Source organism: Streptosporangium sp. NPDC051023 (assembly GCF_040689595.1).
Taxonomy (GTDB): domain Bacteria; phylum Actinomycetota; class Actinomycetes; order Streptosporangiales; family Streptosporangiaceae; genus Streptosporangium.
This window is the reverse complement of record NZ_JBFBCE010000021.1, coordinates 43,133-66,670: the sequence shown is the minus strand read 5'-3', so window position 1 is coordinate 66,670 and position 23,538 is coordinate 43,133. Positions and strand designations below refer to the sequence as shown.

Below are 23,538 nucleotides of genomic sequence, written 5' to 3'. Positions count from 1 at the left end.
TGACGTTCACCACCCTCAGGACCGGAGACAGGCCCGCCGTGCTGGGCGACGGCATCTGTCTCCCTCCCGACACGGGGTTTCCAGCTCCCCACGACACCGGCCGCACACCCCTGAAACAGGGTTTAAGCAGGACATACCATGTAATCTTTCGGACGAGCTATCCATAAGCCCGCACGTATGGGAGTCACCTTGTCCGTCTCCGCAGACGCCGGTCGGCGTCGCATAGAAGAGCTGCTCCAGGAGAACGAGGAGCGCCTCCTCAGGCGCTGGCTGGAGATAGCGGGCTCGTCGTCCTCCAACGGCAACACCGACCGCAAGGCCCTTGGCGAGCAACTGCGAGAGCTCTTCCAGGCGCTGCGGCAGTCGTTCGACGGAGCGGGCGACTCCAGCGACCTGCGCGGCCTCCTCGCCGAGCTCTCCCGCAGCCGCGCCCGCCAGGGGTTCACGCCGACCGAGACCGCCATTGTGGTGTTCGGCCTGAAGGAGGCGATCTACGAGAGCATCGAGGCCGACGGCTCCGCCGAGGCCCTGCGGGGTTTCATCTGGTTCTCCCAGCTCATCGACGACCTGGGGCTCCTCACGATGGAGAACTACGCGGCCGCCAGAGAGAAGGTCATCATCGACCAGGCGGAGCAGCTCCTGGAGCTCTCCACCCCGGTGGTCAAGCTCTGGGAGGGCATCGTCGCGGTGCCGCTGGTCGGCACGCTCGACTCGGCCAGAACCCAGGTGGTGATGGAGAAGCTGCTGCAGACGCTGGTGGACACCGGTTCCGAGCACGCGGTCATCGACATCACCGGCGTGCCCGCGGTCGACACCCAGGTCGCCCAGCACCTCCTCAAGACCGTGGTCGCGGCGCGGCTGATGGGCGCGGAGTGTGTGATCTCCGGCATCCGCCCGCAGATCGCCCACACCATCGTCACCCTCGGCATCGAGTTCGGCGACATCGTGACCAAGGCCTCCCTCGCCGACGCCCTCGCGCACGCGCTGCGGAAGAGCGGTGTCGAGTTCGTCAGCAGGAAGGCCCGCGTCGCCGTACGGACCGAGGAGGGCTGATGGACCGCGTTCCCGTCCTCAAGCTCGGAGACATCCTGATCGTCTCCATCCAGATCGACCTCCAGGACCAGAGCGTCCTCGCGCTCCAGGAGGACCTGGCGGACAAGGTCGTCGCGACAGGCGCCCGAGGTGTGATCATCGACATCACCGCCGTCGAGATCGTCGACTCGTTCATCGGGCGCATGCTGGCCACCATCGCGGCGATCTCCCGCATGCTTGACGCGGAGACGGTGGTCGTCGGCATGCGGCCGGCGGTGGCGATCACCCTCGTGGAGCTCGGCCTCTCTCTCGGTGGCGTGCGCACCGCGCTGAACCTTGAGAAGGGCGTCGCGCTGCTGAACCACCTAGAGGGCGCCCAGATAGCCGCGGCCATCCGGTGACCACCCCCGCCGAGCTGCCCGTCAACAGCAACAGCGACGTCGTCCTGGTGCGCCAGCATGTCAGGACCGCGGCCGTGGACGTGGGCCTGTCCCTCGTCGACCAGACCAAGGTCGTGACCGCGGCCAGTGAGCTGGCCCGCAACGCGCTGGTCTACGCGGGCGGCGGGCAGGTGCGCATCGAGATCGTGCGGAACGGCCTGCGCAAGGGCCTGCGCCTGACCTTCAACGACGAGGGCCCCGGCATCCCCGACATCGAGCAGGCCCTCACCGACGGCTGGACCACCGGCGGTGGCCTCGGCCTGGGGCTCAGCGGCTCCCGCAGGCTGGTCGACGAGTTCGACCTGAAGTCGGCCCCCGGAGAGGGAACGCTGATCACGGTGACGAAATGGGCGAGGTGATCAGCTCACAGAACGACACGTGGGTCAGAGCCGAGGACGCGAGCGCGATCGGCTCCCTCCGCCGCGCCGCCGTCGTGCTCGCGGAGAACCGGGGATTCGACGAGGAGGACACGGGACGGGTCGCCGTCGCGGTGAGCGAGGCGGCGTCGAACCTGGTCAAGCACGCGATCGAGGGCATCATGCTGATCCGCCCCCATCCCGAGCTGGCGTCGGCGATCGAGGTCATCGCCGTCGACCGGGGGCCGGGCATGCGCGACGTCTCCCGCGCCCTGCGCGACGGCTACTCGACGGCGGGCACCCTCGGCATCGGCATGGGCGGCATCGCGCGGATGGCCAGCGGATACGAGGTTCATTCCATGCCTGGGCGGGGCACGGTGCTCGGCATGTACTTCACCGCGCACCAAGCTCGGCGACCCGCGTGCCAGGTGAGCGGCGTGACGCGCCCGATCGGCGAGGAACTCGTCTGCGGCGACGCGTTCGCGGCCTTCGACACCGGCGCCACGGTGACCGTGATGCTCTGCGACGGCCTCGGTCACGGCAGTGCCGCCGCCCACGCCTCGCAGGAGGCGGTACGGCTGTTCCTTGAGCGCACGGATCTCACGCCCACGGGTATTCTTGAGCGCATCCACGCAGGCCTGGGCCAGAGCAGGGGCGGCGCGGTCGCCGTCGCCCGCATCGACCGGGTCGCGGGCACGGTGAGCTTCGCGGGACTCGGCAACATCTCCGCGTGGATCGCCCACCAGGAGGGCAGGCAGGGCATGATCTCGGTGCCGGGGATAGCCGGCCACAAGGCCAGGACCCTGCGCCAGTACGAGTACGCCGTACCGCCGCACAGCGTGGTCGTGCTCCACTCTGATGGCCTGTCCGACCGCTGGGACATCACCTCCTATCCCGGGCTCGTCACCCGTACCCCCTCCGTCGTCGCCGCCACGTTGCTGCGAGACGCCGGGACGCGAAGGGACGACGCCTGCGTGGTGGCAGTGAGGCCGGGCGTATGAGGCGCGAGACGGGTGACCTTCCTCGCGCGGGCGGGGACATGGATGGCGAAGAGCTGATCAGGACGCCCGTCCGGGACGAGCAAGACGTGTTCGCCATGCGCAGGCTGGGCCGCGAGGTCGCGGAGGCCGCGGGGCTGGAGACCCAGGACCAGATCCGCATGGCCACGGCGCTGAGCGAGATCGGCCGGGAGGTGCTGGGCGAGAAGGCCGAGACGTTCGCCACCTTCCTGCTGGGGCAGGACAGTCTCGTCGTCACCATCGATCTTCCGGCGAAGGCCGGTTTCGGATCGGCGGACGGCGTGACGCTGGCGGGGCGTCTCGTCGACGTGATCGAGCTGGATCCCGCCAGGGGAACGATAAGCATGCTCAAACGGCTTCCTCTCGGCCGGCCGCGCCCTTCGGCGGCGGAAATACGCGCCAAGCTCGCGAAGCTGACCCCCGCGACCGCCCTCGACGAGCTGCGCCAGCAGAACCACGAGCTCGCCGCGACTCTGGAGGAGGTCCTGCAGCTCAACTCCGAGCTGCAGGAGACCAACCAGGGAGTGCTCGCCCTGTACAACCAGCTCTCCGAGGAGCTGGAGGAGACCAACCGCGGTGTCGTGGCCCTGTACGCGGAGCTGGACGAGAAGTCCGCGCAGCTCAGAGAGGCGAGCGCCGCCAAGGACCGGTTCTGGGCCACGGTCAGCCACGAGCTGCGCACCCCGCTCAACTCGATCATCGGCCTGGTGCGTCTCCTGGTCGGCCCCGGCGGGGAACCGCTGGCCGACGAACAGGTCCACCAGATCCAGCTCATCGGCTCCTCGGCCGAGACGCTCCTCAACCTGGTGAGCGAGCTGCTCGACATGGCCAAGGCACAGGCGGGGCGGCTGGACCCGCAGCCGTCCCCGGTGGATCTGGTCGCCCTGGCCGAACGGCTGCGCATGACGCTGCGTCCGACCGTCGGAACCCGGGTCTCCCTCTCGGCGCGGGTCGCGGACGACGTGGTGGAGATGCTCGCGGACGAGACGATGCTCACCCGCGTGCTGCGCAACCTGCTGTCCAACGCGCTGAAGTTCACCGAGGAGGGCGAGGTCCGCCTCGACGTGAGCTTCGACGCCGCGACCCACGAGATCGTCTTCAGAGTGACCGACACCGGGATCGGCGTCCCCGAGGAGCACCAGGAACGCGTCTTCGAGGAGTTCTACCAGGTTCCCGGGCCGATCCAGGTCAGGGCGAAGGGCACGGGGCTCGGCCTGCCGTACGCCCGCAGGCTGGCCGAGGCGATGGGCGGCACGCTCAGGCTGGCCAGTACGGCGGGCGAGGGGACGACGGTCACGGTCAGGCTGCCGAACCTCGACAACAGGGTCCCCGTGGTCGACCGGGTGCTCGTCGTCGACGACGACGACGAGTTCCGCGCGACCGTACGGCGGATGCTCTCCGGGTTCGCGGCCCACATCGACGAGGCCTCGGACGGGCTGGTCGCGCTGGAGACGATGGCGCGGAACCCGCCGGACCTCGCCCTGGTCGACCTGCTCATGCCCAGGCTCGACGGTGCCGCCCTGCTGCAGCGGATGGCCGAGGACGAGCGGCTGCGGGAGGTGCCGGTGATCGTGGTGACCGTCGCGAGCTCGCACCAGTACCCGCAGGAGGCACGCACGGTCGTTCCCAAGCAGGGGCTGCGCAGGGAAAGCCTGCTCGCGGCCGTGCGGAACGCCCTGGGGCGGGAGCACGACTCGGGGGCGGGAGCACGATGAGCGAGGGGCAGGCGACGGTGCTCGTCGTCGACGACACTCCGACCAAGCTCTACATCCTGTCCAGCTGGCTGCGGCGCTCGGGACACGAGGTGATGCAGGCGACCGGCGGCGTCGAGGCGCTCGCCAAGGTCAGGGAGCTGCGGCCCGACCTGGTCGTCCTCGACGTGCGACTGCCCGACATCAGCGGCTACGAGGTCTGCGAGCAGATCAAGGCCGACCCGGCGACCGCCTCGATACCGGTCGTGCAGATCTCCGGGGCGGCGATCACCCCGGCGGACCGGGCCCACGGGCTCGAACGCGGGGCGGACGCGTACCTGGCCGAGCCCGTCGAGCCGGACGAGTTCGCCGCGACGGTCGAGGCCACGCTGCGCTACTACCGCGCGCGGCAGCGGGCGGAACGGATAGCCGAGCGGCTGGCCGCCCTCACCGAGGTCACCCTCGCGATGAACTCCGCGGGCACCTTCGACGAGCTTCTCGCCACGGCCGTCGAGGGCACCTCCCGGATTCTCGGCAGGCACGCGGGCGCGCTGGCGTTGCCGCCGGACGGGCGGACGCGCAGGTACGCGGCGCTGCCACAGGCGGACGTCGCCACGCCCAAGGTCGCGGCCCCGGACACGCTGCCGACGCTCAGCGCGATGTCGCTGGGCAACACGGCGGGGACCCAGGTCTTCACCGTCTCCGTCGGCGACTGGCTGAAGCTGATGCCCGACGCGAACATCAAGGACAGCGTCTGCGCCGTGCTCTGCCGTACCAAGGTCGGCAGGCCCCCCGTCTATCTGGGGGTCGAGGCGACACCCGCGCTCGACGGGGACGAGTCCAACGTCCTGCGCCAGCTCGGCCAGGCCCTGGCGCTGGCGGTCGACGCGCTGCGCGCGTACGCCGAGGAGCACGCGATCGCCCTCACTCTGCAGCGCAGCCTGCTGCCCGCCAGAATCCCGGAGACCCCCGGTCTGGAGATCAGCTGGCGCTACCAGCCCTCGGTCGACAACGTCGAGGTCGGCGGCGACTTCTACGAGGTCCTGCGGCTGGGCGAGCGGGTGCTCATCGCCATCGGGGACGTCCAGGGGCACTCCCTGCACGCCGCGACGGTCATGGCGGAGCTCCGCCACGCGCTGCGCGCCTCCCTCATCGGCACGGTCGACCTGGGCGCGTCCATGGCCCTGCTCAACGACGTGCTGCGGCGCTACCACCCCGGCATGACCGCGACCGTGTGCCTGACCCTCCTCGACCCGGCGACCGGGGAGATGGAGGTCGCGAACGCGGGCCACATCCCGCCGCTGCTCATCGGCGACGGCGAGACACGCTACACCCGCCTGGGCAACCTCCTGCTGGGCGTGGCCGAGGAGACCTACCGGGTCGACCGGCTGACCGTGCCGGACGAGGGGGGCGTGCTGCTGTTCACCGACGGGCTCATCGAGGACCGCGACAAGCTGCTCGACGAGAGCCTGGAGATCGTACGGCACCTGGCGGAAACGGTCGAGGAGGATCTGGAGCTCTTCTGTGACCGGTTGATCGAGCAGTTCGGTGCCCGTGAGGACGATGTGGCGCTCGTGGTCTTCCGCCGCGGAACACCTCGCTGATCCCAGCCGCCGGACGCCTCACGGAAGGCGTTGCGGCACGGCCGTCCCGCTGGAAGGTGTTCCACGGCGGGACGTCTCGCCGAAACGCCCGCCGCGCCGTACTCCCGCGCCTGATGCGCGGGAGTACGGCGCGGCGGCCGGGTCAGACGGTCTCGACCGGCTTCGCGGTCCTCTCCAGCTCGGCGAAGAGTGCGGGCAGGACCCTGGCGTGCAGGATCGTGCCGTCTCCCGTGTGCTCGAGGCCCAGGACCTCGCCCTCCTTGTGGGCCCTGGAGATCAGGTCACCGCGCTGGTACGGCACCAGCAGCCTGACCTCCTGGTCGAACCGGGGCAGCTCCTGCTCGATCAGCGCCATCAGCTCGCCGATCCCGGCGCCGGTACGGGCCGAGACCACGACGGTGTGCTTCTCCCGCGCGGTCAGCTGAGCCAGCACCACCGGATCGGCGACGTCGGCCTTGTTGATGACGACGATCTCCGGGATGTCGCGGGCGCCCTCGATGTCGCCGACCACCTCTCGCACGGCGGCGAGCTGCGACTCGGGGTCGGGATGCGAGCCGTCCACCACGTGCAGGATCAGGTCGGCGTCGCCGATCTCCTCCAGGGTGGAGCGGAAGGCCTCGACCAGCTGGTGCGGCAGGTGCCGGACGAACCCGACGGTGTCGGCCAGCGTGAACAGCCTGCCCTCCGGCGTGTGCGCTTTACGCACAGTCGGGTCCAGCGTGGCGAACAGGGCGTCCTCGACCAGCACACCGGCACTGGTGAGACGGTTCAGCAGTGAGGACTTGCCCGCGTTGGTGTAGCCGGCGATGGCCACGGCCGGCACCTCACGCTCGAGACGCCGCGCCCGCTTGGTCTCCCGCGCGGTGGTCATCTCCACGATCTGACGGCGCAGCTTGGCCATCCGCTCGCGGATCCGCCTGCGGTCCAGCTCGATCTTGGTCTCACCGGGGCCACGACCGCCCATGCCGACGCCGCCCGCGGCACGTCCGCCGACCTGACGGGACAGGTTGCCACCCCAGCCTCGCAGGCGCGGCAGCAGGTAGTTGAGCTGGGCGAGCTCGACCTGTGCCTTGCCCTCGCGGCTCTTGGCGTGCTGGGCGAAGATGTCGAGGATCAGCATGGTCCGGTCGATGACCTTGACCTTGACGACCTCTTCAAGCTGGCGGAGCTGGCCGGGGCTCAGCTCGCCGTCGCACACCACGGTGTCGGCGCCGGTCGCGGAGACGATGTCGGCGAGCTCCTGTGCCTTACCCGAACCGATGTAGGTCGCGGTGTCAGGCTTCTGGCGGCGCTGGATCACGCCTTCCAGGACTTCCGATCCGGCGGTCTCCGCCAGAAGCTTTAGCTCAAGGAGTGAGTTCTCGGCGTCGATCGCCGTACCCGAGGTCCAGACACCGACCAGGACGACCCGCTCAAGTCGCAGCTGGCGGTATTCGACCTCGGTGACGTCCTGAAGCTCCGTCGAGAGTCCCGCGACCCTGCGCAGCGCCTGGCGTTCGGCCAGGTCCATCTCGCCGATCTCCGGCAGGTCCTCGAATCGGTCGATCTCCAGCGGCTCACGAGTGTCTATGTCGTTGCTCCGTTCAGATGCGTGGTTCATGTGCGTCATCTCTTATGAGAACGCCCGAACACCCCGGGTCTCTTCCCCATGATGGTGCCACGCGAACGCCCGAGGGTTCATCTGGTTATCCCGGTGTTCGTCGTGACAGACGAGGTCATCCTCGCTCTTTGCGGCCTCTCCTCGCCACCGGCGCGCCTTCAGGAGGGCAGGACCTTGGCGTCGCCCGCACCGGTCCGCACCGAGACGCTGTTGGGGGAGGAAGGGTCGTTGGTGACCTTGACGGTCTTTTCGCCCGCGACGGTTCGTGTCGTCACGTTGTAGCTCGCGCTGGGCAGCCGTACGGTCGCGTCACCGGCGGTGGTCTCGACCTCCACGTGACCGGGCACCGCGGCGAACCTGACCGTGACGTCCCCGGCTCCGCTGGTCGCGACGAGGTTCTTGGCCCCCAGGGCGTTGGCCTCGATGTCGCCGGCGGTGGTGGTCGCCTTCACCTCGCCCGTCAGCGCGCGCAGCGTGATGTCGCCCGCGGTCGTCCTCAACGTGATCTTGACCCCCTTGGGGATCTCGACCTTGTAGTCGACCGCGCAGTTCGAACCGGAGCACTCGTGGCGCAGCGTGAGCGTTCCGCCGGCGACAGGGTGCTCGGTCTTGGGCTTGTCTCCCTTGTCCCCGTTCCAGTGAAGCGTCTCGGTCACCCGGATCCCCGGCTGGTCGGACTCGTTGACCACGATGTCCCCCGCGTCCGTGTCCCCCTCGAGCGCTGTGACGCCGTTGCCGACGTCGTAGGAGTTGACGGCCTGGTTCTGGTGGCCGAGGCCGTCGACCCTGCAGCCGGACAGTACGAGGACCGAGCCGAGAAGCGTCCCTGCGACGATCATGTTCTTCTTCATGAGCCCGATCCTCGATGTTCCGGAAGGCCGCGGGCTTCCTTCGCGCGAGCGGTCCTTCTTCTCCCCTGCGGAGGGAGGGTTGCCTCAACTCTTCCCGAGCGTGACGCCCTCATCTATCGGGGAAGCCCCCGACAAGACCCCTTAGGGGACCCCTGTCTTTGACCCACCAGTGACCATCAAGTAGCGTCGATTCCATAATTCAGAAGAGTTTTTCCACTGTGCGGAAAGGAAGCTCATGGACGGCGTTGAGATCACCGGCCCATCGGCAGAGCGGTTCGACGAGATCCTCACGCCGGAGGCGCTGGCCTTCACAGCCACGCTCCAGCGTGAGTTCGGCGCCAGGCGCCTGGAGCTGCTGCGGGCCCGCCAGGTCCGCCAGGCGGAGCTGTCCGCGGGCGGCACCCTCGACTTCCTGCCCGAGACCAGGCACGTCCGCGAGTCGGACTGGCGGGTCGCCCCGCCCGCGCCCGGCCTTGAGGACCGCCGGGTGGAGATCACCGGGCCCGTCGACCGCAAGATGACGATCAACGCGCTCAACTCAGGAGCCAAGGTCTGGCTGGCGGACTTCGAGGACGCCAACGCTCCCACATGGGAGAACACCGTCAACGGCCAGCTCAACCTGCGCGACGCGCTGGACCGGACCATCGACTTCTCCGCCGGAGACAAGAGCTACGCGCTCAAGCCGGACGAGGAGCTCGCCACCATCGTGGTCCGCCCGCGCGGCTGGCACCTGGAGGAGAAGCACCTCACCCTCGACGGCGTTCCCTTCTCCGGCTCGATCGTCGACTTCGGCCTCTACTTCTTCCACTCGGCGAAGCGGCAGATCGCCAAGGGCAAGGGCCCCTACTTCTACCTGCCGAAGCTGGAGTCGCATCTGGAGGCCCGCCTCTGGAACGACGTCTTCGTCAGGGCCCAGGACCTGCTCGGCGTCCCGCAGGGCACGATCCGCGCGACCGTCCTGATCGAGACCTACCCCGCCGCCTTCGAGATGGAGGAGATCCTCTACGAGCTCCGCGACCACTCGGCGGGGCTCAACGCGGGCCGCTGGGACTACCTGTTCAGCGTGATCAAGAAGTTCCGCACCCGGGGCAGGGAGTTCCTGCTCCCCGAGCGCAACGCGGTGACCATGACCGCCCCCTTCATGCGCGCCTACACCGAGCTCCTGGTCCGCACCTGCCACAAGCGCGGAGCCCACGCCATCGGCGGCATGGCCGCGTTCATCCCCTCCCGCCGCGACCCCGAGGTCAACAAGGTCGCCCTTGAGAAGGTCACAGCGGACAAGACACGCGAGTCGGGAGACGGGTTCGACGGCTCGTGGGTCGCCCACCCCGACCTGGTGCCGATCTGCCGCGACGTCTTCGACGGCGTCCTGGGTGACCTGCCGAACCAGCTCGACCGGCTGCGCGAGGACGTCTCGGTCTCCGCCGCCGACCTGCTGGCGGTCTCGAAGACTCCGGGTGACATCACCGAGGCGGGCCTGCGCAACAACGTGGACGTGGCCCTCCGCTACCTCGCCGCCTGGATGGGCGGGCTGGGCGCGGTGGCGATCCACAACCTGATGGAGGACGCGGCGACGGCGGAGATCTCCCGCTCCCAGATCTGGCAGTGGATCCACAACGACATCCGGCTCGCGGACACCGGTGCCGTGGTGACCAGGGAGCTCGTCGAGCGGATCATCGACGAGGAGCTCGCCAAGATCAGGGCGGAGGCCGGCTACGACGAGGCCCTTTACGCCCAGGCCACCGCCCTGTTCAAGGAGGTCGCCCTCGACGACGACTTCGTGGAGTTCCTGACGCTGCCCGCCTACGCCCGCATGCCCTAAAGACGACTCCCCTACGGGGCGTCCCTCCACCGAGGAGGGCGCCCCGCGCGCAGGAGACACCGGCCAGGCCCCGTCCGCCGATCACGACGGCGGGGCCGCCCGAGATCCCCGGCACACGGGGAGCTCCCAAGGCTCGCCGGAAAGGAGGAGCGATGCAGGCGAAGAGACTCGACGAGCCGATCCGACGATTCCTGGAGTTCCTCGGCCCCGGCTCCGTGATCACCGATCCCGTACGGCTGCGCACCTACGAATGCGACGGCCTGACCCACCACCGCGCGACTCCCGGGGTCGTCGTGCTGCCGGAGACCACGGAGCAGGTCGCGGCCGTGGTGCGGATCTGCGCCGAGTACGGCGTGCCGTTCGTGGCCAGGGGCGCGGGGACCGGACTGTCCGGCGGGGCACTGCCGAGGACCGACGGGGTGCTGGTCGTCACCTCGAGGATGCGGCGGATCCTCTCGATCGACCTGCGGAACCGGTGGGCGGTCGTCGAGCCGGGGGTCACCAACCTGGCGATCACCGAGGCGGTCCGCGACCAGGGGTACTACTACGCGCCCGACCCCTCGAGCCAGCAGGTCTGCTCCATCGGCGGCAACGTCGCGGAGAACTCCGGTGGCGCGCACTGCCTGAAGTACGGCTTCACGGTCAACCACGTGCTGGCCCTTGAGGTCGTCACCCCGGACGGTGACATCGTCGAGCTGTCCGGTACCGACCCCGGCTACGACCTGCTGGGCGTCTTCGTGGGCTCCGAGGGCACACTGGGCATCGCCACCAAGGTCACCGTACGGCTGACACGGGCTCCGCAGTCCGTGACGACGCTGCTGGCCGCCTTCGACGGCATCGCACAGGGCGGCCTGGCGGTCTCGGCCATCATCGGCGGCGGCATCCTGCCCGCGGCGATCGAGATGATGGACGCCCTGGCGATCGAGGCGGCGGAGGCCGCGGTCTCCTGCGCCTACCCGGAGGGCGCGGGGGCGGTGCTCATCGTCGAGCTGGACGGCCCGGCCCCCGAGGTCGCCTACCAGCTCGGCGAGGTGACGCGGATCTGCCGGGAAAGCGGCGCGTTCGAGCTGCGGACCGCCGCGGACCCGGCGGAGCGGGCGGCCATCTGGAAGGGCCGTAAGTCGGCCTTCGCCGCGGTCGGCCGGATCAGTCCCGCCTACATCGTGCAGGACGGGGTCGTGCCCAGGACCGCGCTGCCCGGGGTGCTGGCGGACATCGACCGATTGTCGCGGGAGCACGGCATCCGGGTGGCCAACGTCTTCCACGCGGGAGACGGCAACCTGCATCCGCTGGTGCTGTTCGACGATGGCGAGCCAGGCGCGGGCGAGCGGGCCGAGCTGGTCTCCGGCAAGATCCTCGATCTCTGTATCGAGCACGGCGGCTCGATCACCGGGGAACACGGCGTCGGTGTCGACAAATCCCGATATATGACGAAAATGTTCTCCAACGACGATCTCGACACCATGCAGCTGGTGCGCTGCGCCTTCGACCCCGTGGGCCTGTCGAATCCGGGCAAGGTCTTCCCGACCCCGCGCCTGTGCGGCGAGGTTCCCAGAGTGCGCAAGGGCGTGCATCCGCTGGTCGAGTCAGGACGGGCGGAGCAGTTCTGATGGACGCCTTGCGCGAGACGGGCGCGACGATCCGGAGGGCGGGGCCCGAGGACGCCGTGGCCGGGATCACGCCCCGCTGGGTCGCGCTTCCGGAGACGACCGCTCAGGTCGCCGCGCTGATGCGGGTCTCCGCCGAGCACGACCTCGCCGTCGTGCCCGTGGGAGACGGGACGAAGCTGGGGTGGGGAAACCCGCCGGAGCGGTGCGACCTGGTGATGGGCACCCGCCGCCTCGTCCTCGACGGCGGGACACCCGTCGAGCACTCCCCCGGCGACCTGGTGGCCAGGGTCAGCGCGGGACTCCCCGTGGACTCGCTCGCCTCCTTCCCCGGGTTCCCGCAGGAGCTGGCCCTGGACAACCCGCTCCCCGCGGGCACCGTCGGCGGCACGCTCGCCACCGCGATCGCCGGCCCCCGCAGGTTCAGGTACGGCACCGCCCGTGACCTGCTGATCGGCGTCACCGTCGTGCTGGCCGACGGCACGGTCGCAAGATCGGGCGGCCAGGTCGTCAAGAACGTCGCGGGCTACGACCTCGGCAAGCTCCTCTGCGGCTCATACGGCACGCTCGGCGTCATCACCGAGGCCGTCTTCCGCCTTCACCCGGCTCCGCCGGAGCGCCGCTGGATCACCGTGGAACCGTCCGGGCCCGCGGAGACGCCCGCCCCGCCGGGTGGGCCGTCCCCCTCGGGGACACCGACGGCCCAGGACACACCCACGGCCCCGGATGCGTTCACCGCGGACCCGTTCGCCGCTCTGGACGCGCTCGTCGCCGAACTGACGGCCTCCCAGGCGGAGCCGAGCGCCATCGAGGTGGAGTGGCCGGACGCGCGGGGCCGGCCGGCCGTGGCCGTTCTCGTCGAGGGGACGGCGGCCGGGGAGCGGGCGCGGGCCGTGCTCGCGATTGCCCGCGAGCACGGAGACGCGCGGATCCGCGAGGGGGCACCCGACTGGTGGAACACCCTGCCCGGCGACAAGGTGCTGCTCGAGGTGCGGGTTCCACCCGCCGGAGCGGGTGAGGCGCTGCGGGCCGTCGCGGCCTGCGGGCTGCCCGCGCGGGTGCGCGGATCGGTCGCGTCCGGGGTCCTCGGGATCGCCCTGCCCGAGGACGTCGGCCAGGCGGCGTTCGCGGCTTTCGTCTCGTCGGTGCGTGTGGCGCTCGGGCACCTCTGCGGCGGGCTGACCGTTCTCGCCGCGCCGTACGAGTTGGCGCGCGGGGTCGACCGCTGGGGGCCGACCGGCGCTCTGCCGCTGATGCGGCGGGTCAAGGAGCGGTTCGACCCGGACCGGAGGATGTCCCCCGGCCGGTTAGTCGGAGGGATCTGAGGTGGACCCCGAGCTGATCGGCGACTGCGTGCACTGCGGGTTCTGCCTGCCGACGTGCCCGACCTACGTGCTGTGGGGCGAGGAGATGGACTCCCCCCGAGGCCGGATCCACCTCATGAAACAGCATGTCGAGGGCACACCCCTGACACCGGAGATGGCCGGGCACTTCGACGCCTGTCTGGGCTGCATGGCGTGCGTGACGGCCTGTCCCTCTGGAGTGAGATACGACCGGCTGATCGAGCAGACCCGGGCCGAGGTCGAACGGACCCAGGTCAGGTCGCTACAGGAGCGGGCGCTGCGTGCCCTGATCTTCCTTCTGTTCCCCTACCCCCGGCGGCTGCGGGCGATGCGGCTGCCGCTGCGGCTCAGCGCGGGACTGCGCCGCCGGATCGCGCCACGGCTCGAACGGATCAGCCCGTCCCTGGCGGCGATGGCCGACCTCGCTCCCCCGGTCTCCGCCAGGGTGCGGCTGCCACGCAGGGTCGCGGCGAGGGGCGAGCACAGGGCCACGGTCGGGATGCTCACCGGATGCGTCCAGGGTGAGTTCTTCCCCCAGGTCAACGCCGCCACCGCGAGAGTGCTCGCGATGGAGGGCTGCGAGGTGGTCATCCCGCCGTCGCAGGGCTGCTGCGGGGCCCTGTCGCTGCACTCGGGCCGGCCGGAGCAGGCGAAACGGCTCGCCAGGCGGATGGTGGCGACCTTCGAACGTGCCGGGGTGGACACGGTCGTGGTCAACGCGGCGGGCTGCGGATCGACCATGAAGGAGTACGCCGACATCCTCGACGGCGAATGGGCGGAGCGGGCACGGGCCATCAGGGCCGTCGACCTGTCGGAGTATCTCGTCGCGCTCGGACCCGCGGCCCGGCGGCACCCGCTGCCGCTCACCGTGGCCTACCACGACGCCTGCCATCTGGCGCACGCGCAGGGGATTCGGTCACAGCCCCGCGCACTGCTGGCCGCCGTTCCCGGTCTCAGGCTGAGGGAGATCGCGGAATCGTCCATCTGCTGCGGCTCCGCGGGAACCTACAATCTCCTTCAGCCGGAGGCCGCACGCGACCTCGGTGACCGCAAGGCGGAGCGGGTGCTGGCCACCGGCGCCGATCTGCTGGTTTCGGCCAACCCCGGCTGCACCATGCAGATCACCTCGGCGATCCGGCGTCGCGGCGCGGAACCGATCCCTGCGGCGCACATCGCCCAGGTGCTGGACGCCTCGCTGCGCGGCCTCGCGGAGGTGCGGTGAGCCCGGGGCGGGACGTGACACCGGCGGCCGGAGGCGCGTGGAGCCAGGCGGACCCGGTCTCGGGAGCGCACGGCCGGGGCGGGAGTCGGGGGAACCGACAGGACGGGCACGGGTGGTATGGACAGCGGCTTGGGCAGTGGCATGGATGTGAACGGCGTGGACATGGGTGAGACAGGAACCGGCGCCCCCGGCGCGAGCGGACGGGGCGCGAGCGAGCAGGGCGCGGACGAGCGGGACGTGAGCGGCACGGACGAGCGGGGTGCCAGCGGCACGGACACGGGCGGGCTGCCCGGTGCCGGCGGGCCGGGCGCGGGGGGCGTGGGGGGCGTGGGGGGCACGGTGCAGTCGGTCGACCGGGCGCTGGACGTGCTGGAGGCGCTGGCGGAGCGGGGCGGGGAGGCCGGGCTCTCCGAGATCGCGGCCGGGACCGGCCTGCCGTACGGGACGATCCACCGGCTGCTGCGCACCCTGCTCTCCCGGGGGTACGTACGCCAGGAGTCCGACCGCCGTTACGCGCTGGGCGGCGCCCTGGTACGGCTCGGCGGGGTGGCCGAGCGCATGGTCGCCACCTGGGCGCAGCCGTACCTGGCGAGAATGGTCGAGTTGTCCGGGGAGACGGCCAACCTGGCGGTGCTGGAGGGCGATTTCGTCGTCTACGTCGCCCAGGTGCCCTCGCCCAGGAGGCTGCGGATGTTCGCCGAGGTCGGCAGGCGGGTGCTGCCGCACAGCACGGCGGTCGGGAAGGTCCTCATGGCCGATCGGACGGACGACGACGTGGCGTCGCTGGTCGAGCGGACCGGCATGCCCAGGCGGACCGCCAACACGATCACCGACCTGCCCGGCATGCTGGCCGAGCTGCGGCGGGTGCGGGAATGGGGCTACGCCCTGGACCTGGGCGAGGAGGAGCTCGGCGTGCACTGCTTGGCCGTCGGGGTGCGCGACGGCAGGCGTACGATCGCCGCGATGTCGGTCTCCGGCCCGGCCGAGCGGATCGAGGCGCTCGACCGGGAGGATCTCGCGGACGGCATGCGGAAGATCGCGCACGACTTCGGCTCCGAACTGGGCGGGTGACCGTCGCCGCGTCCTCTTCCCACGCTCCTTCCGCGTGGTCGCCTCGGCTAGCGGCTCGGCGGGGTGATGTTGAGGTTGCTGCCCTGCGGAACCGGCACCACCGAGACCTGGCCCTTCTGGATGGCCTGCCAGAGCACGGCGCCCTGCGGGCCGAGAACCCTGACGAGGTCCTTGATGGACTCCAGCTCGGTGCGGACCTTGGCGTTGCGCTGGGTCTGGGCGACGTTCTCCGCCTTGGCCGCCTGCTCTGAGGCAAGGGCGTTCACCAGGGCCTCGGGGGGTTCGGGCTTCTGGATGGTCAGGGAGATGTCGCCACACTCGCCGCTGCCGCTGTAGTTCTGGTTGCAGAAGTAGTCGGCGCCGCCGGTCTCCTCGATGAACTGCCTGGCCAGCACGCCGACCCTGGCCTCCCACGCCTGCTTCACCTTGGGGTCGTTGAACAGCCCCCGCCACTCGAACTCCTGCGACGCGGCGTCCATCGCACGGTCGAGCGGCACCCGCATGTAGATGTTGAGCATCCGCCGCCAGCCTTCTGACTGGCCGTCCTCGTAGTAGGCGTGGAACTTCAGCCCGATCTTCTCGTGGAAGCGCTGCAGCGTCTTGCAGTCGGTGTTCAGCGTGAACGTCGCGACCCCGGACACGGTCATCTCGACGTTGTCCTTGGAGACGACGGACAGCGGCTTGGACTCGGCGTCCCTGGCGTCGGAGAAGTCGAAGGTCCGCTGGCCGAACGGGTAGGAGTAGCCGGTGTCGCCGGGGCCGAGCAGCGTGGCGCCGCTCGAGGGGTTGATGCACCGCTCGAACTTGATGGCCTCGAAGACGCCGCCCGCGTAGTGCAGGACCACCTCGTCGGGCTGGGTGCTCACCCGCGTGCATCCGCTGAGGATCAGGCCGCACACCACCAGCACGGGAATCCCGATCAGGTAACCCCTCAGCCGCCTCCGCCTGACTTCTGGCTTCTTCGTGCTCATCGTTTCATCCTTTACTCCCGCTTTATGTCCGCTTCGTCGAAGGCGGATCTTATTACCACCGCGCCGCGAGCGGAGAAAGTCATCTGGAACCGGACGGTGACGAGCGGCGGAGTAGGGGTGTGGGCGCGAGGGCGCCCCGGAAGGAACTTTCTGAGATGACTGGACGAAACGGGTGGTGACGCTGCCCCTCCCCGCTGTGGCCGGGATGTCCGCACCCCCCTCGTTCTCCGATGACGCGACGCTGATCCAGGAGTCGCTCGCGGATCCCGACAGATTCGCCGGGCTCTTCGACCGGCATGCCGACGAGATCCATCGATATGCCGCCCGGCGACTGGATGACATCACCGCGGCCGAGGACGTGACGGCTGAGACGTTCCTCACCGCCTTCCGCAAGCGGAAGCGCTACGACCTGAGCAGAGCCGACGCCAGACCCTGGCTGTACGGCATCGCCTCGAACCTGATCTCGGGACACCGCAGGTCCGAGGTCCGCAGGCTCAAGGCACTCGCCCGGCAGGCGCCGGAACCGGCGGACGGATTCGAGGAGCGCAGCGCGGAGCGGGTCACCGCGGACCGGCTCAGGCCCGCGCTCGCCACCGCGCTCGCCGGCCTCCGTTCCGCGGAACGGGACCTGCTCCTGCTGGTCGCCTGGGCCGAGCTGACCTACGAAGAGGCCGCGCAGGCGCTCGGCATCCCGGTCGGGACCGTACGGTCCCGGCTCTCACGCACCCGAACCAAGATCCGCCGCTTCCTGGAGTCACCCGCTTGACCTCTCCCCTCCCTGAGGGGATTCCCGCGGTCGCCCGCAGGGGTTCCTGTTTCACCGCCGGCCGCCCGCCCGAAAAGGATCTTTCGTTGGGGTCTTACACCGGCTCCGCAGGCGTTTCACCTCTCCGCCGGCCCGGCGGCGAGGGTGGAGCCGATCGTGCGGGTGGCGGCTTGGTCATCGCCGCCACCGAACACATTACCGAAACCTGCGGCGTCGTGCCGCGTTTCCTCCCGGCCCTGAAGGACCGGGTCTCCACACTTAAGGAGTTTCGATGAACAACGACGAGATCCGGCTGGTGGCCGACATCCGCCCGGACGCGCAGCCGTACGACCGTGAGGCGGGGAACGCGGCCCGGCGGAGGCTGGCCGCGACCGCCGGGACGCGCGAGCCGCGCTGGCGCAGGTCCTACACGATGGCGCTGGCCGGGGCGCTCGCGGTCGCGGTCGCGGTCGGCACGACGGTGGTGGTCTCCGTGACCTCGCGGGCGCCGAACCGGGAGGACCTCGGCGCCGAGACGGTCGTCGCGCTGCCGAAGCTCTCCCGCGTGTCCGCGAGCGAGGTGCTCGGCCGGGCCGCGCGGGCCGCACGGGACGAGCTCGATCCGCGTGACGACCAGTTCGTCAAGGTCGAGTCGCAGACGATGAACGCCGTGCTGGGAGGAGAGCTGGTCACCCGCGACGACGGCACGACGGAGCCGCAGAAGCGCTACCTCTACCGGACCAGGAGAGTGATCTGGCAGTCCGCCGACGGACAGCGGGCGGGCGCGCTGAAGGTCGACTATCTGAAGCCGCAGGCCTATCCCGGCTGGCCCATCCCGAAGGAGGCCTACCAGCAACCCGACAACGGGTGGAACAGGCTGCCGGTCTGCGAGAGACCGCCCGCCTATCTGCGCTACGACTACGCGAGCTTGAAGAAGCTGCCCACCGACGTCGACGGGATGCGCGCCTTCCTCTACACGGGAGAGCGCGGCGGCGACTCCAAAGACGCCGCCGCGTGGACCGCGGCAAGTGACATGCTGCAGGAGAACTACATGCCCGCCGCCCAGCGCGCGGCGCTGTTCAAGGCCATCGGAACGATTCCCGGGGTCGACGCCGTGGAGAACGCAGAGGACGCCGCGGGCCGCAGGGGCATCGGCGTCGGCCGGATCTCCTGGGGCGTCCGGGAGGACCTGATCTTCGACCCGAGGACCTACGAGTTCCTGGGCGAGCGAGGCGTCGTGGTGGACGAGAAGGAGGCCCAGGCCCCGGTGGGCAGCCTGGTCGCCTCGAGCGCGCAGTTCTCCGTCACCGTGACCGACTCCGTCCCCGAGGTACCCGAGCAGCCTGGCGACGTGACCGTCAAGATAGACGGCAAGGAGGCCGACTGCGGCTGAGGCGGTCAGCAGGAGCCGAGCACCCTCTGCATGGCGTCCTTCTCCGCGGACGTCACCCACAGGTCGTACTTGACCTTCACCTGGATCTGACGTGAGACGTAGGTGCACCGGTAGGCGTTGCGCGGCGGAAGCCAGGTCGCGGCGTCACCGGCGCCCTTCTGGCTGTTCAGCGGGCCGTCGACGGCCAGCAGGTTCAGCGGGTCGTTGGCGAGTTCCTTGCGCTTGTTCTCCGGCCACTGCTGCGCCCCCTTCTGCCAGGCGTCGGCGAGGGCGACCACGTGGTCGATCTGCACCGCGGAGCTGGTCCGCTGGCCGCGCTCGAACTTGATGGTCTTGCCGCTGTAGGGGTCGTCGAGGGTGCCGGTCAGCACGATACAGTCGTGGGTGCCCTGCTTGAAGGTCTCGTCCTTCAGGTCGCGCTTGAGGATGTCGTTACGGGTGTCGCAGCCGTTGTGGTCGACGTCGGACCACGCGGGACCGAACTCCTCGCGATCGAAGCCGGTCATCGGGGCGCGCCCCTTGACCTGAAGTTTCTTCAGACCGTTGAGAGCCTCGGCGGTGGACTGCCCCCTGGCCGCGGACGAGCCGCCGCCCGCCTGACCCGTGAGGCCGCAGCCCGCCAGCGTGAACGCGACCGCAACGGCGACCGCACCTCGTCCCAGCGCCGATCGCACCATGCCACCCCTTATACGCGTTCACCAACTATGAAGTGGCAAATTACCCCACACATCAGTTCCAATCATAAAAGCCGCGCCCGGCCTTGCGGCCGAGCTCTCCGTCGGCCACCTCGCGGCGCGACGGCTCCGGCGGCTCGAAACGCGATCCGAGCCGCTTTCCGTCCCCCGGGCGCGAACCGGATCCAGGATCTCCTCAGCGGTACCGGGGCCCGCGACGACCTCCACGAGCACCCGGACCTTGGGCTTCGGACCCCTTCGCGGCCTCAGGCTCGGCCGTAGGAGTCCTCAAGACGCTCGATGTCGTCCTCGTCGAAGTGACCGAAGGCCACCTCCAGGATCCTGGTCGCCTTGCCCGCGGAGCTGAGGCGGTGGGTCTGGCCCGCCCGGATGAGCACGCGATCACCGACCGCGGGCTCGATCCGCTCGCCGTCGATCTCGAACACCGCGTCGGGGTCGAGGGCGACCCAGAGCTCATCGCGGTGCTCGTGCCTCTGCAGGCTGAGCCGCTGCCCCGGCGCCACCTCGATGATCTTCACCGTGGACGTCTCGTTGAGCGTGTAACGCTCGAACGCGCCCCACGGGCGCTCGTCGCGAATAACCGCGCCAAGCCGGTCGATCTCCTGCAAGATGCCTCCATCCGCTCACCTGAGTACCGGAACTCTCGCACGTGTGCGTAACAAGCGCGCATGTTCCATGAAACTGGACGCTTAACTCCAGGTGAGACGATTACCTCACGTCACGAGAATTCCACCGTCCACCGGAATCACCGCCCCCGTCACGTAGGACCCGGCGTCGGAGGCGAGGAAGATCGCCGCCGTGACGAGCTCGGCGGGGTCGCCGGGGCGCTTCATCAGCACCCGGTGCTCGAGCTGCCGGTCCAGGTATCCCCTGTTGTACTGCTCCGTCATCTCCGAGGCGAAGAAGCCGGGCGCTATGCAGTTGACCCGGATCCCGAGCCGCCCCGTCCACTGCTGGGCCAGGTCTCGGGTGAGGCCGACGACGGCCGCCTTTGAGGCACTGTAGGCGGCCTGCGGCAGGCCCATCGTGGTCTCCCCCAGGACACTTCCGATGTTGACGACGGAGGAGCCGGGGCGCATGACCCGGGCGCAGGCCTGCGCCATCCAGTAGGTGCCGTACAGGTTGATGTCCACGACCTGACGGAACTGCTCGGGGGTTTCCCTGAGCGCGGGTACCGCCGTACCGACGCCCGCGTTGTTGATCAGGATGTCCACCGCGCCCAGCTCGGCGACCGCCGCGCCCACCAGGGCCTGGCACTCCTGTGGGCTGGTCACGTCGGTCACCCGCGCGACGCACCGCCTGCCGGTCTCCTCGACCAGGGCGCGCGTCCGCTCAAGGCGGTCTTCACGACGGGCACCGATCACGATGTCCGCCCCCGCCTCGGCCAGTCCTCTGGCGAACGCGACACCGAGTCCTGAGGAGGCCCCGGTGACGATCGCGACCTTGCCGTCCAACCGGAACCGATCAAGCATCCGGCGCCTCCTCACGACTTCTCATCCGTCTGTCCGCGCGAACGCAGAACGAGATTCTAGACGTGGGACACGCGCCGCCCGTGAGCAGGTTTCTCACGGGTGGCGCGTGGACGACTCGGCAGAGGCTTCCCGCGGACGGCTACAGGCCGTACTCCTTGGTGATGCGCTCGTGCCGCTCGACCTCGACATCGACGGTCTTGGCCAGGTCGAGCCAGGCCAGGGGGTGGACCCAGCGCTCGGTCGCGTCGTCGAGCACCGCGTCCACCTCGACCGGCGTGACCTCCGGCGGGACCGCGATCCAGCCGAACACACCGGGCAGCCGCTCGCCGGAGGTCGGGTGCGTCACGGTGTAGTTGTCGTCGCTGTAGACCCACATCGGCCAGCCGCGCTCGGCCATGACCTCGTTGAACTCGGTCCAGTCGGCTTCGCTGGGCGCCGCGCCGTCGAAGAACCAGCTGGTGTAGCCACCGGGGCGGAGCATGCCGACCGCGGCGAACGGTGGGATGAAGCCCTCCTGCTCCTCCTGGCTCTCCGGGACCGGCTCCAGCAGCTGCGGGTCGAAGACGACGAGGTCTCCGGCGTTGTAGTCCATGCCGGGAGGCTGCGGAATGGCGAGGCGGGCCGTGGCAGGGCCGGTCCGCAGGCTGATGACCGCGCGCTGGCTGCCGTCGGGGGCGGGCAGGATGATGCGCACCAGGCCCATCTCCTCCTCGATCGGCCCCTCCGTCGACTGCAGCGGCATGCCGAGCTTGGTCGTGCCCGCGCGAACGGTCTCCCAGTCCTCGGCGGCCGTGGCCATGGTGATCATCCGCCAGACGTCCTCCGCCTCGATCCCCTCGGAGTCGAGGATGTCACGCAGGATCGCGGCGCCCTTGGCGTTGTCGCCGCTCTGCTGCACGGCGGTCGACCACAGGCGGCTCGCCTCGACGCCGGCGCCCGCGGCGACCGCCGCCTCGCCCTCGGCTGCGGCCTGCTCCCAGCGCTCCCGGGCGCGGTACAGACGGCCAAGGGCCAGGTGGCGCTGTGCGGCGGGAAGTCGCTGCGCCATCTGCTCGAGGCGCTCGTCCTGACGGGCCTCGATCAACAGGCCGGTGAGATAGGAGACGTCCTGCGGGTCGGCCGTCTCGATGTCGTCCGACTCGACCAGCATGGTCCAGTAGATGTCGGCGCCCTTCGCCGGGTAGCCGAGGAAACCCAGCGTGGTGGTGTGCCTGCGGGTCGCGGGCAGGTCGCTCCCCGACAGCGGGGTCAGCCAGCCGACCCAGCGCTCCGGGTCGGCGTTGAAGCCGTCGGCGGCGTCGAAGTACTCGACCAGCTCGGCCTCTGGGCCGGGAGCCTCCGGCTCGACGATCTCGTCCGCGGCGGCGCGCAGCGCGGCAACCCGCTCCACGGTGTCGCCGGGGACCTTGAGCTCGCCCATGGCGGACTCGGCGATGTCGGCCAGCTGCCGAGCCTGCCAGACGCTCTGCCTGCTGGCCGCCAGGTCCCCGGCGACCAGCGCCAGCTCGACCCTGGCGTGGTAGCCGCCCATCATGGCGAAGTAGTCGATCCACTGCTTGAGGACCCGGCCGAGCTGCCAGGTGTTGGTGATCCTCGCGGATCCGGCGAGCTCGCGGATGGCCCGCGCCCACTCGGCCCAGTCACGCGGGTGATCGCCGACCACGTCCAGATCAGGCAGGGCGTCGACGGACTCCTGCGGCTTCCCCAGGGTGGCGAGCACGAGCGAGCGCAGCACGCCTTCGCGGTGCGCCTTGGCGACGGGGTCGTCGGGCTTGAAATCGGTCGCGGCGTCGAGCGCGGTGAGCGAGTCCTGCGCGCGTCCCGCGGCCAGGAGGGCACGGGCCGAGGCGGCTGCGAGCTCCCAGCTCGACTCCCTGCCCGCGCTGCCCAGCTTCGCCACGGCGGACTCGGCGTAGGTGACCGCCTCGTCCGCCCGGCCCGCGTCGACAAGGGCCGCGACGTACTGCTCCGCGACCGCGGAGAAGGCCAGCGAGTCCGGCTCGACCGTGAGGGCGCCGAGGGCCGCGAGCCGCTCGGCCGCGTAGCCGGGCCCGTCGGTGTTCGCCTGGGTGAGAGCCAGCGCCACCACGGCGCCGGGGGCCCCGGGGCAGTCACGGACGTCGTCGCGTCCCGCGAACTCGACCAACGTCTCCGCGTCGGCGATGGCGACGGCCCCCTGGGCGCGGTCGCCGATACGGCCGATCAGATGCCAGTAGCGGGCGTAGAACTCCAGCCAGGGCAGCTCCAGGTTCTGCGCCTGCTGTGCGATGGCCGGCGCGAGCACGTCGAGCTGCGAGTATCGGCCCTCCAGTGCCTGCGCGGGCACGTCGCCGATCGCCATGGCCAGGCCGGTGTTCCCGGCTTCGTGCAGTTGCCGCTGGGTGTCGCCCACCCAGGCCCAGATGTCCACGTCCATGGGACGTCAGTCTGCCAGGTCGGCGACCATGCCCCAAACGACTCTGTCATCCCGCCCGGCGAAGCGATTCGGCCAGTTCAGCGGAGTTCGCCGTGGCCGGCCTCGAAGACACCGCTTCCGGCGCCCCCGCACCGCGGAAATCCCGTGCCCGCCGCGCGTCTCTTCCTGGGAGGAGACGGTCCCGGCGG

At 70.1% G+C, this 23,538-nt stretch carries 20 protein-coding genes; 13 read left to right on the top strand and 7 right to left on the bottom strand.

All coding sequences use genetic code 11. The features are described 5' to 3' along the window. Positions 1-177: 177 nt before the first annotated feature. From AB0395_RS16295 to AB0395_RS16270, 6 genes are read left to right on the top strand one after another with little or no spacing between them, the layout of a single operon-like run. Complete coding sequence (locus AB0395_RS16295; RefSeq protein ID WP_366281264.1) at positions 178-1,053, top strand: STAS domain-containing protein; 876 nt, start codon at positions 178-180, stop codon at positions 1,051-1,053. Further along, on the top strand, positions 1,053-1,433 hold the full coding sequence (locus tag AB0395_RS16290) for an STAS domain-containing protein (protein WP_366281262.1): 381 nt from the start codon (positions 1,053-1,055) through the stop codon (positions 1,431-1,433). The genes AB0395_RS16295 and AB0395_RS16290 overlap by 1 nt, the downstream gene beginning before the upstream one ends. Further along, positions 1,430-1,831 (top strand): anti-sigma regulatory factor, encoded by a 402-nt coding sequence (locus AB0395_RS16285; protein ID WP_366281260.1) that lies wholly within the window; start codon positions 1,430-1,432, stop codon positions 1,829-1,831. The genes AB0395_RS16290 and AB0395_RS16285 overlap by 4 nt, the downstream gene beginning before the upstream one ends. Next, positions 1,819-2,829 (top strand): ATP-binding SpoIIE family protein phosphatase, encoded by a 1,011-nt coding sequence (locus tag AB0395_RS16280; protein WP_366281258.1) that lies wholly within the window; start codon positions 1,819-1,821, stop codon positions 2,827-2,829. The genes AB0395_RS16285 and AB0395_RS16280 overlap by 13 nt, the downstream gene beginning before the upstream one ends. Continuing rightward, complete coding sequence (locus AB0395_RS16275) at positions 2,826-4,562, top strand: ATP-binding protein (protein ID WP_366281256.1); 1,737 nt, start codon at positions 2,826-2,828, stop codon at positions 4,560-4,562. Before AB0395_RS16280 ends, AB0395_RS16275 begins: the two co-directional genes overlap by 4 nt. Beyond that, positions 4,559-6,142, top strand: coding sequence for a fused response regulator/phosphatase (locus AB0395_RS16270; protein WP_366281254.1), 1,584 nt, complete (start codon positions 4,559-4,561; stop codon positions 6,140-6,142). Before AB0395_RS16275 ends, AB0395_RS16270 begins: the two co-directional genes overlap by 4 nt. Before the next feature lie 142 nt (positions 6,143-6,284). On the opposite strand, the gene hflX is transcribed toward AB0395_RS16270, so the two are convergent. Together hflX and AB0395_RS16260 are read right to left on the bottom strand one after the other, a co-directional pair. Then, positions 6,285-7,652, bottom strand: coding sequence for a GTPase HflX (hflX, locus tag AB0395_RS16265; RefSeq protein WP_366281377.1), 1,368 nt, complete (start codon positions 7,650-7,652; stop codon positions 6,285-6,287). A gap of 248 nt (positions 7,653-7,900) precedes the next feature. After that, positions 7,901-8,593 (bottom strand): DUF4097 family beta strand repeat-containing protein, encoded by a 693-nt coding sequence (locus tag AB0395_RS16260; RefSeq protein ID WP_366281252.1) that lies wholly within the window; start codon positions 8,591-8,593, stop codon positions 7,901-7,903. Between the two features lie 235 nt (positions 8,594-8,828). Here AB0395_RS16260 and aceB point away from each other — a divergent pair, with 235 nt between their 5' ends. The 5 genes from aceB (at position 8,829) to AB0395_RS16235 (ending at position 15,658) form a co-directional block, all read left to right on the top strand. Continuing rightward, positions 8,829-10,415 (top strand): malate synthase A, encoded by a 1,587-nt coding sequence (gene aceB / locus AB0395_RS16255; RefSeq protein WP_366281250.1) that lies wholly within the window; start codon positions 8,829-8,831, stop codon positions 10,413-10,415. A gap of 152 nt (positions 10,416-10,567) precedes the next feature. Next, positions 10,568-12,025: an FAD-linked oxidase C-terminal domain-containing protein gene (locus AB0395_RS16250; RefSeq protein ID WP_366281248.1), complete on the top strand. Its 1,458-nt coding sequence runs from the start codon at positions 10,568-10,570 to the stop codon at positions 12,023-12,025. After that, on the top strand, positions 12,025-13,347 hold the full coding sequence (locus tag AB0395_RS16245; protein WP_366281246.1) for an FAD-binding oxidoreductase: 1,323 nt from the start codon (positions 12,025-12,027) through the stop codon (positions 13,345-13,347). Before AB0395_RS16250 ends, AB0395_RS16245 begins: the two co-directional genes overlap by 1 nt. Position 13,348: 1 nt before the next feature. Then, positions 13,349-14,587 (top strand): heterodisulfide reductase-related iron-sulfur binding cluster, encoded by a 1,239-nt coding sequence (locus AB0395_RS16240; protein ID WP_366281244.1) that lies wholly within the window; start codon positions 13,349-13,351, stop codon positions 14,585-14,587. Between the two features lie 162 nt (positions 14,588-14,749). Next, positions 14,750-15,658 carry an IclR family transcriptional regulator gene (locus tag AB0395_RS16235; RefSeq protein ID WP_366281242.1) on the top strand — a complete coding sequence of 303 codons (909 nt, stop codon included), beginning with the start codon at positions 14,750-14,752 and terminating at the stop codon, positions 15,656-15,658. A 47-nt stretch (positions 15,659-15,705) separates the two neighbouring features. On the opposite strand, the gene AB0395_RS16230 is transcribed toward AB0395_RS16235, so the two are convergent. Continuing rightward, positions 15,706-16,629 (bottom strand): hypothetical protein, encoded by a 924-nt coding sequence (locus AB0395_RS16230; protein ID WP_366281240.1) that lies wholly within the window; start codon positions 16,627-16,629, stop codon positions 15,706-15,708. Between the two features lie 175 nt (positions 16,630-16,804). Between AB0395_RS16230 and AB0395_RS16225 the strand changes: the two genes are divergently transcribed. Both AB0395_RS16225 and AB0395_RS16220 read left to right on the top strand, forming a co-directional pair. Beyond that, the gene (locus tag AB0395_RS16225; protein WP_366281238.1) at positions 16,805-17,395 is read left to right on the top strand and encodes an RNA polymerase sigma factor; all 591 of its coding nucleotides are present in this window, start codon (positions 16,805-16,807) and stop codon (positions 17,393-17,395) included. A gap of 271 nt (positions 17,396-17,666) precedes the next feature. After that, positions 17,667-18,767 (top strand): CU044_5270 family protein, encoded by a 1,101-nt coding sequence (locus AB0395_RS16220; protein ID WP_366281236.1) that lies wholly within the window; start codon positions 17,667-17,669, stop codon positions 18,765-18,767. 5 nt (positions 18,768-18,772) lie between these two features. On the opposite strand, the gene AB0395_RS16215 is transcribed toward AB0395_RS16220, so the two are convergent. From AB0395_RS16215 to AB0395_RS16200, 4 genes are all read right to left on the bottom strand, one after another. Then, positions 18,773-19,444, bottom strand: coding sequence for an HNH endonuclease family protein (locus AB0395_RS16215; protein WP_366281234.1), 672 nt, complete (start codon positions 19,442-19,444; stop codon positions 18,773-18,775). 263 nt (positions 19,445-19,707) lie between these two features. Then, entirely contained in the window at positions 19,708-20,070 is a 363-nt protein-coding gene (locus AB0395_RS16210; protein ID WP_366281232.1) for a phosphomannose isomerase type II C-terminal cupin domain, read from the bottom strand. A 105-nt stretch (positions 20,071-20,175) separates the two neighbouring features. Next, the gene (locus AB0395_RS16205; protein ID WP_366281230.1) at positions 20,176-20,934 is read right to left on the bottom strand and encodes an SDR family oxidoreductase; all 759 of its coding nucleotides are present in this window, start codon (positions 20,932-20,934) and stop codon (positions 20,176-20,178) included. Positions 20,935-21,073: 139 nt separating this feature from the next. Further along, positions 21,074-23,350: a tetratricopeptide repeat protein gene (locus AB0395_RS16200; RefSeq protein WP_366281228.1), complete on the bottom strand. Its 2,277-nt coding sequence runs from the start codon at positions 23,348-23,350 to the stop codon at positions 21,074-21,076. Positions 23,351-23,538 lie beyond the last annotated feature (188 nt).

What these genes read in the sequence shown, in the direction of transcription:
- AB0395_RS16260 (WP_366281252.1), bottom strand. Translation starts at nt 8,593, where the DNA reads ATGAAGAAGAACATGATCGTCGCAGGGACGCTTCTCGGCTCGGTCCTC.
- AB0395_RS16275 (WP_366281256.1), top strand. Translation starts at nt 2,826, where the DNA reads ATGAGGCGCGAGACGGGTGACCTTCCTCGCGCGGGCGGGGACATGGAT.
- AB0395_RS16250 (WP_366281248.1), top strand. Translation starts at nt 10,568, where the DNA reads ATGCAGGCGAAGAGACTCGACGAGCCGATCCGACGATTCCTGGAGTTC.
- AB0395_RS16235 (WP_366281242.1), top strand. Translation starts at nt 14,750, where the DNA reads ATGGGTGAGACAGGAACCGGCGCCCCCGGCGCGAGCGGACGGGGCGCG.
- hflX (WP_366281377.1), bottom strand. Translation starts at nt 7,652, where the DNA reads ATGGACCTGGCCGAACGCCAGGCGCTGCGCAGGGTCGCGGGACTCTCG.
- AB0395_RS16280 (WP_366281258.1), top strand. Translation starts at nt 1,819, where the DNA reads ATGGGCGAGGTGATCAGCTCACAGAACGACACGTGGGTCAGAGCCGAG.
- AB0395_RS16230 (WP_366281240.1), bottom strand. Translation starts at nt 16,629, where the DNA reads ATGAGCACGAAGAAGCCAGAAGTCAGGCGGAGGCGGCTGAGGGGTTAC.
- AB0395_RS16290 (WP_366281262.1), top strand. Translation starts at nt 1,053, where the DNA reads ATGGACCGCGTTCCCGTCCTCAAGCTCGGAGACATCCTGATCGTCTCC.
- AB0395_RS16295 (WP_366281264.1), top strand. Translation starts at nt 178, where the DNA reads ATGGGAGTCACCTTGTCCGTCTCCGCAGACGCCGGTCGGCGTCGCATA.
- AB0395_RS16245 (WP_366281246.1), top strand. Translation starts at nt 12,025, where the DNA reads ATGGACGCCTTGCGCGAGACGGGCGCGACGATCCGGAGGGCGGGGCCC.
- AB0395_RS16215 (WP_366281234.1), bottom strand. Translation starts at nt 19,444, where the DNA reads ATGGTGCGATCGGCGCTGGGACGAGGTGCGGTCGCCGTTGCGGTCGCG.
- AB0395_RS16220 (WP_366281236.1), top strand. Translation starts at nt 17,667, where the DNA reads ATGAACAACGACGAGATCCGGCTGGTGGCCGACATCCGCCCGGACGCG.
- AB0395_RS16205 (WP_366281230.1), bottom strand. Translation starts at nt 20,934, where the DNA reads ATGCTTGATCGGTTCCGGTTGGACGGCAAGGTCGCGATCGTCACCGGG.
- AB0395_RS16270 (WP_366281254.1), top strand. Translation starts at nt 4,559, where the DNA reads ATGAGCGAGGGGCAGGCGACGGTGCTCGTCGTCGACGACACTCCGACC.
- AB0395_RS16200 (WP_366281228.1), bottom strand. Translation starts at nt 23,350, where the DNA reads ATGGACGTGGACATCTGGGCCTGGGTGGGCGACACCCAGCGGCAACTG.
- aceB (WP_366281250.1), top strand. Translation starts at nt 8,829, where the DNA reads ATGGACGGCGTTGAGATCACCGGCCCATCGGCAGAGCGGTTCGACGAG.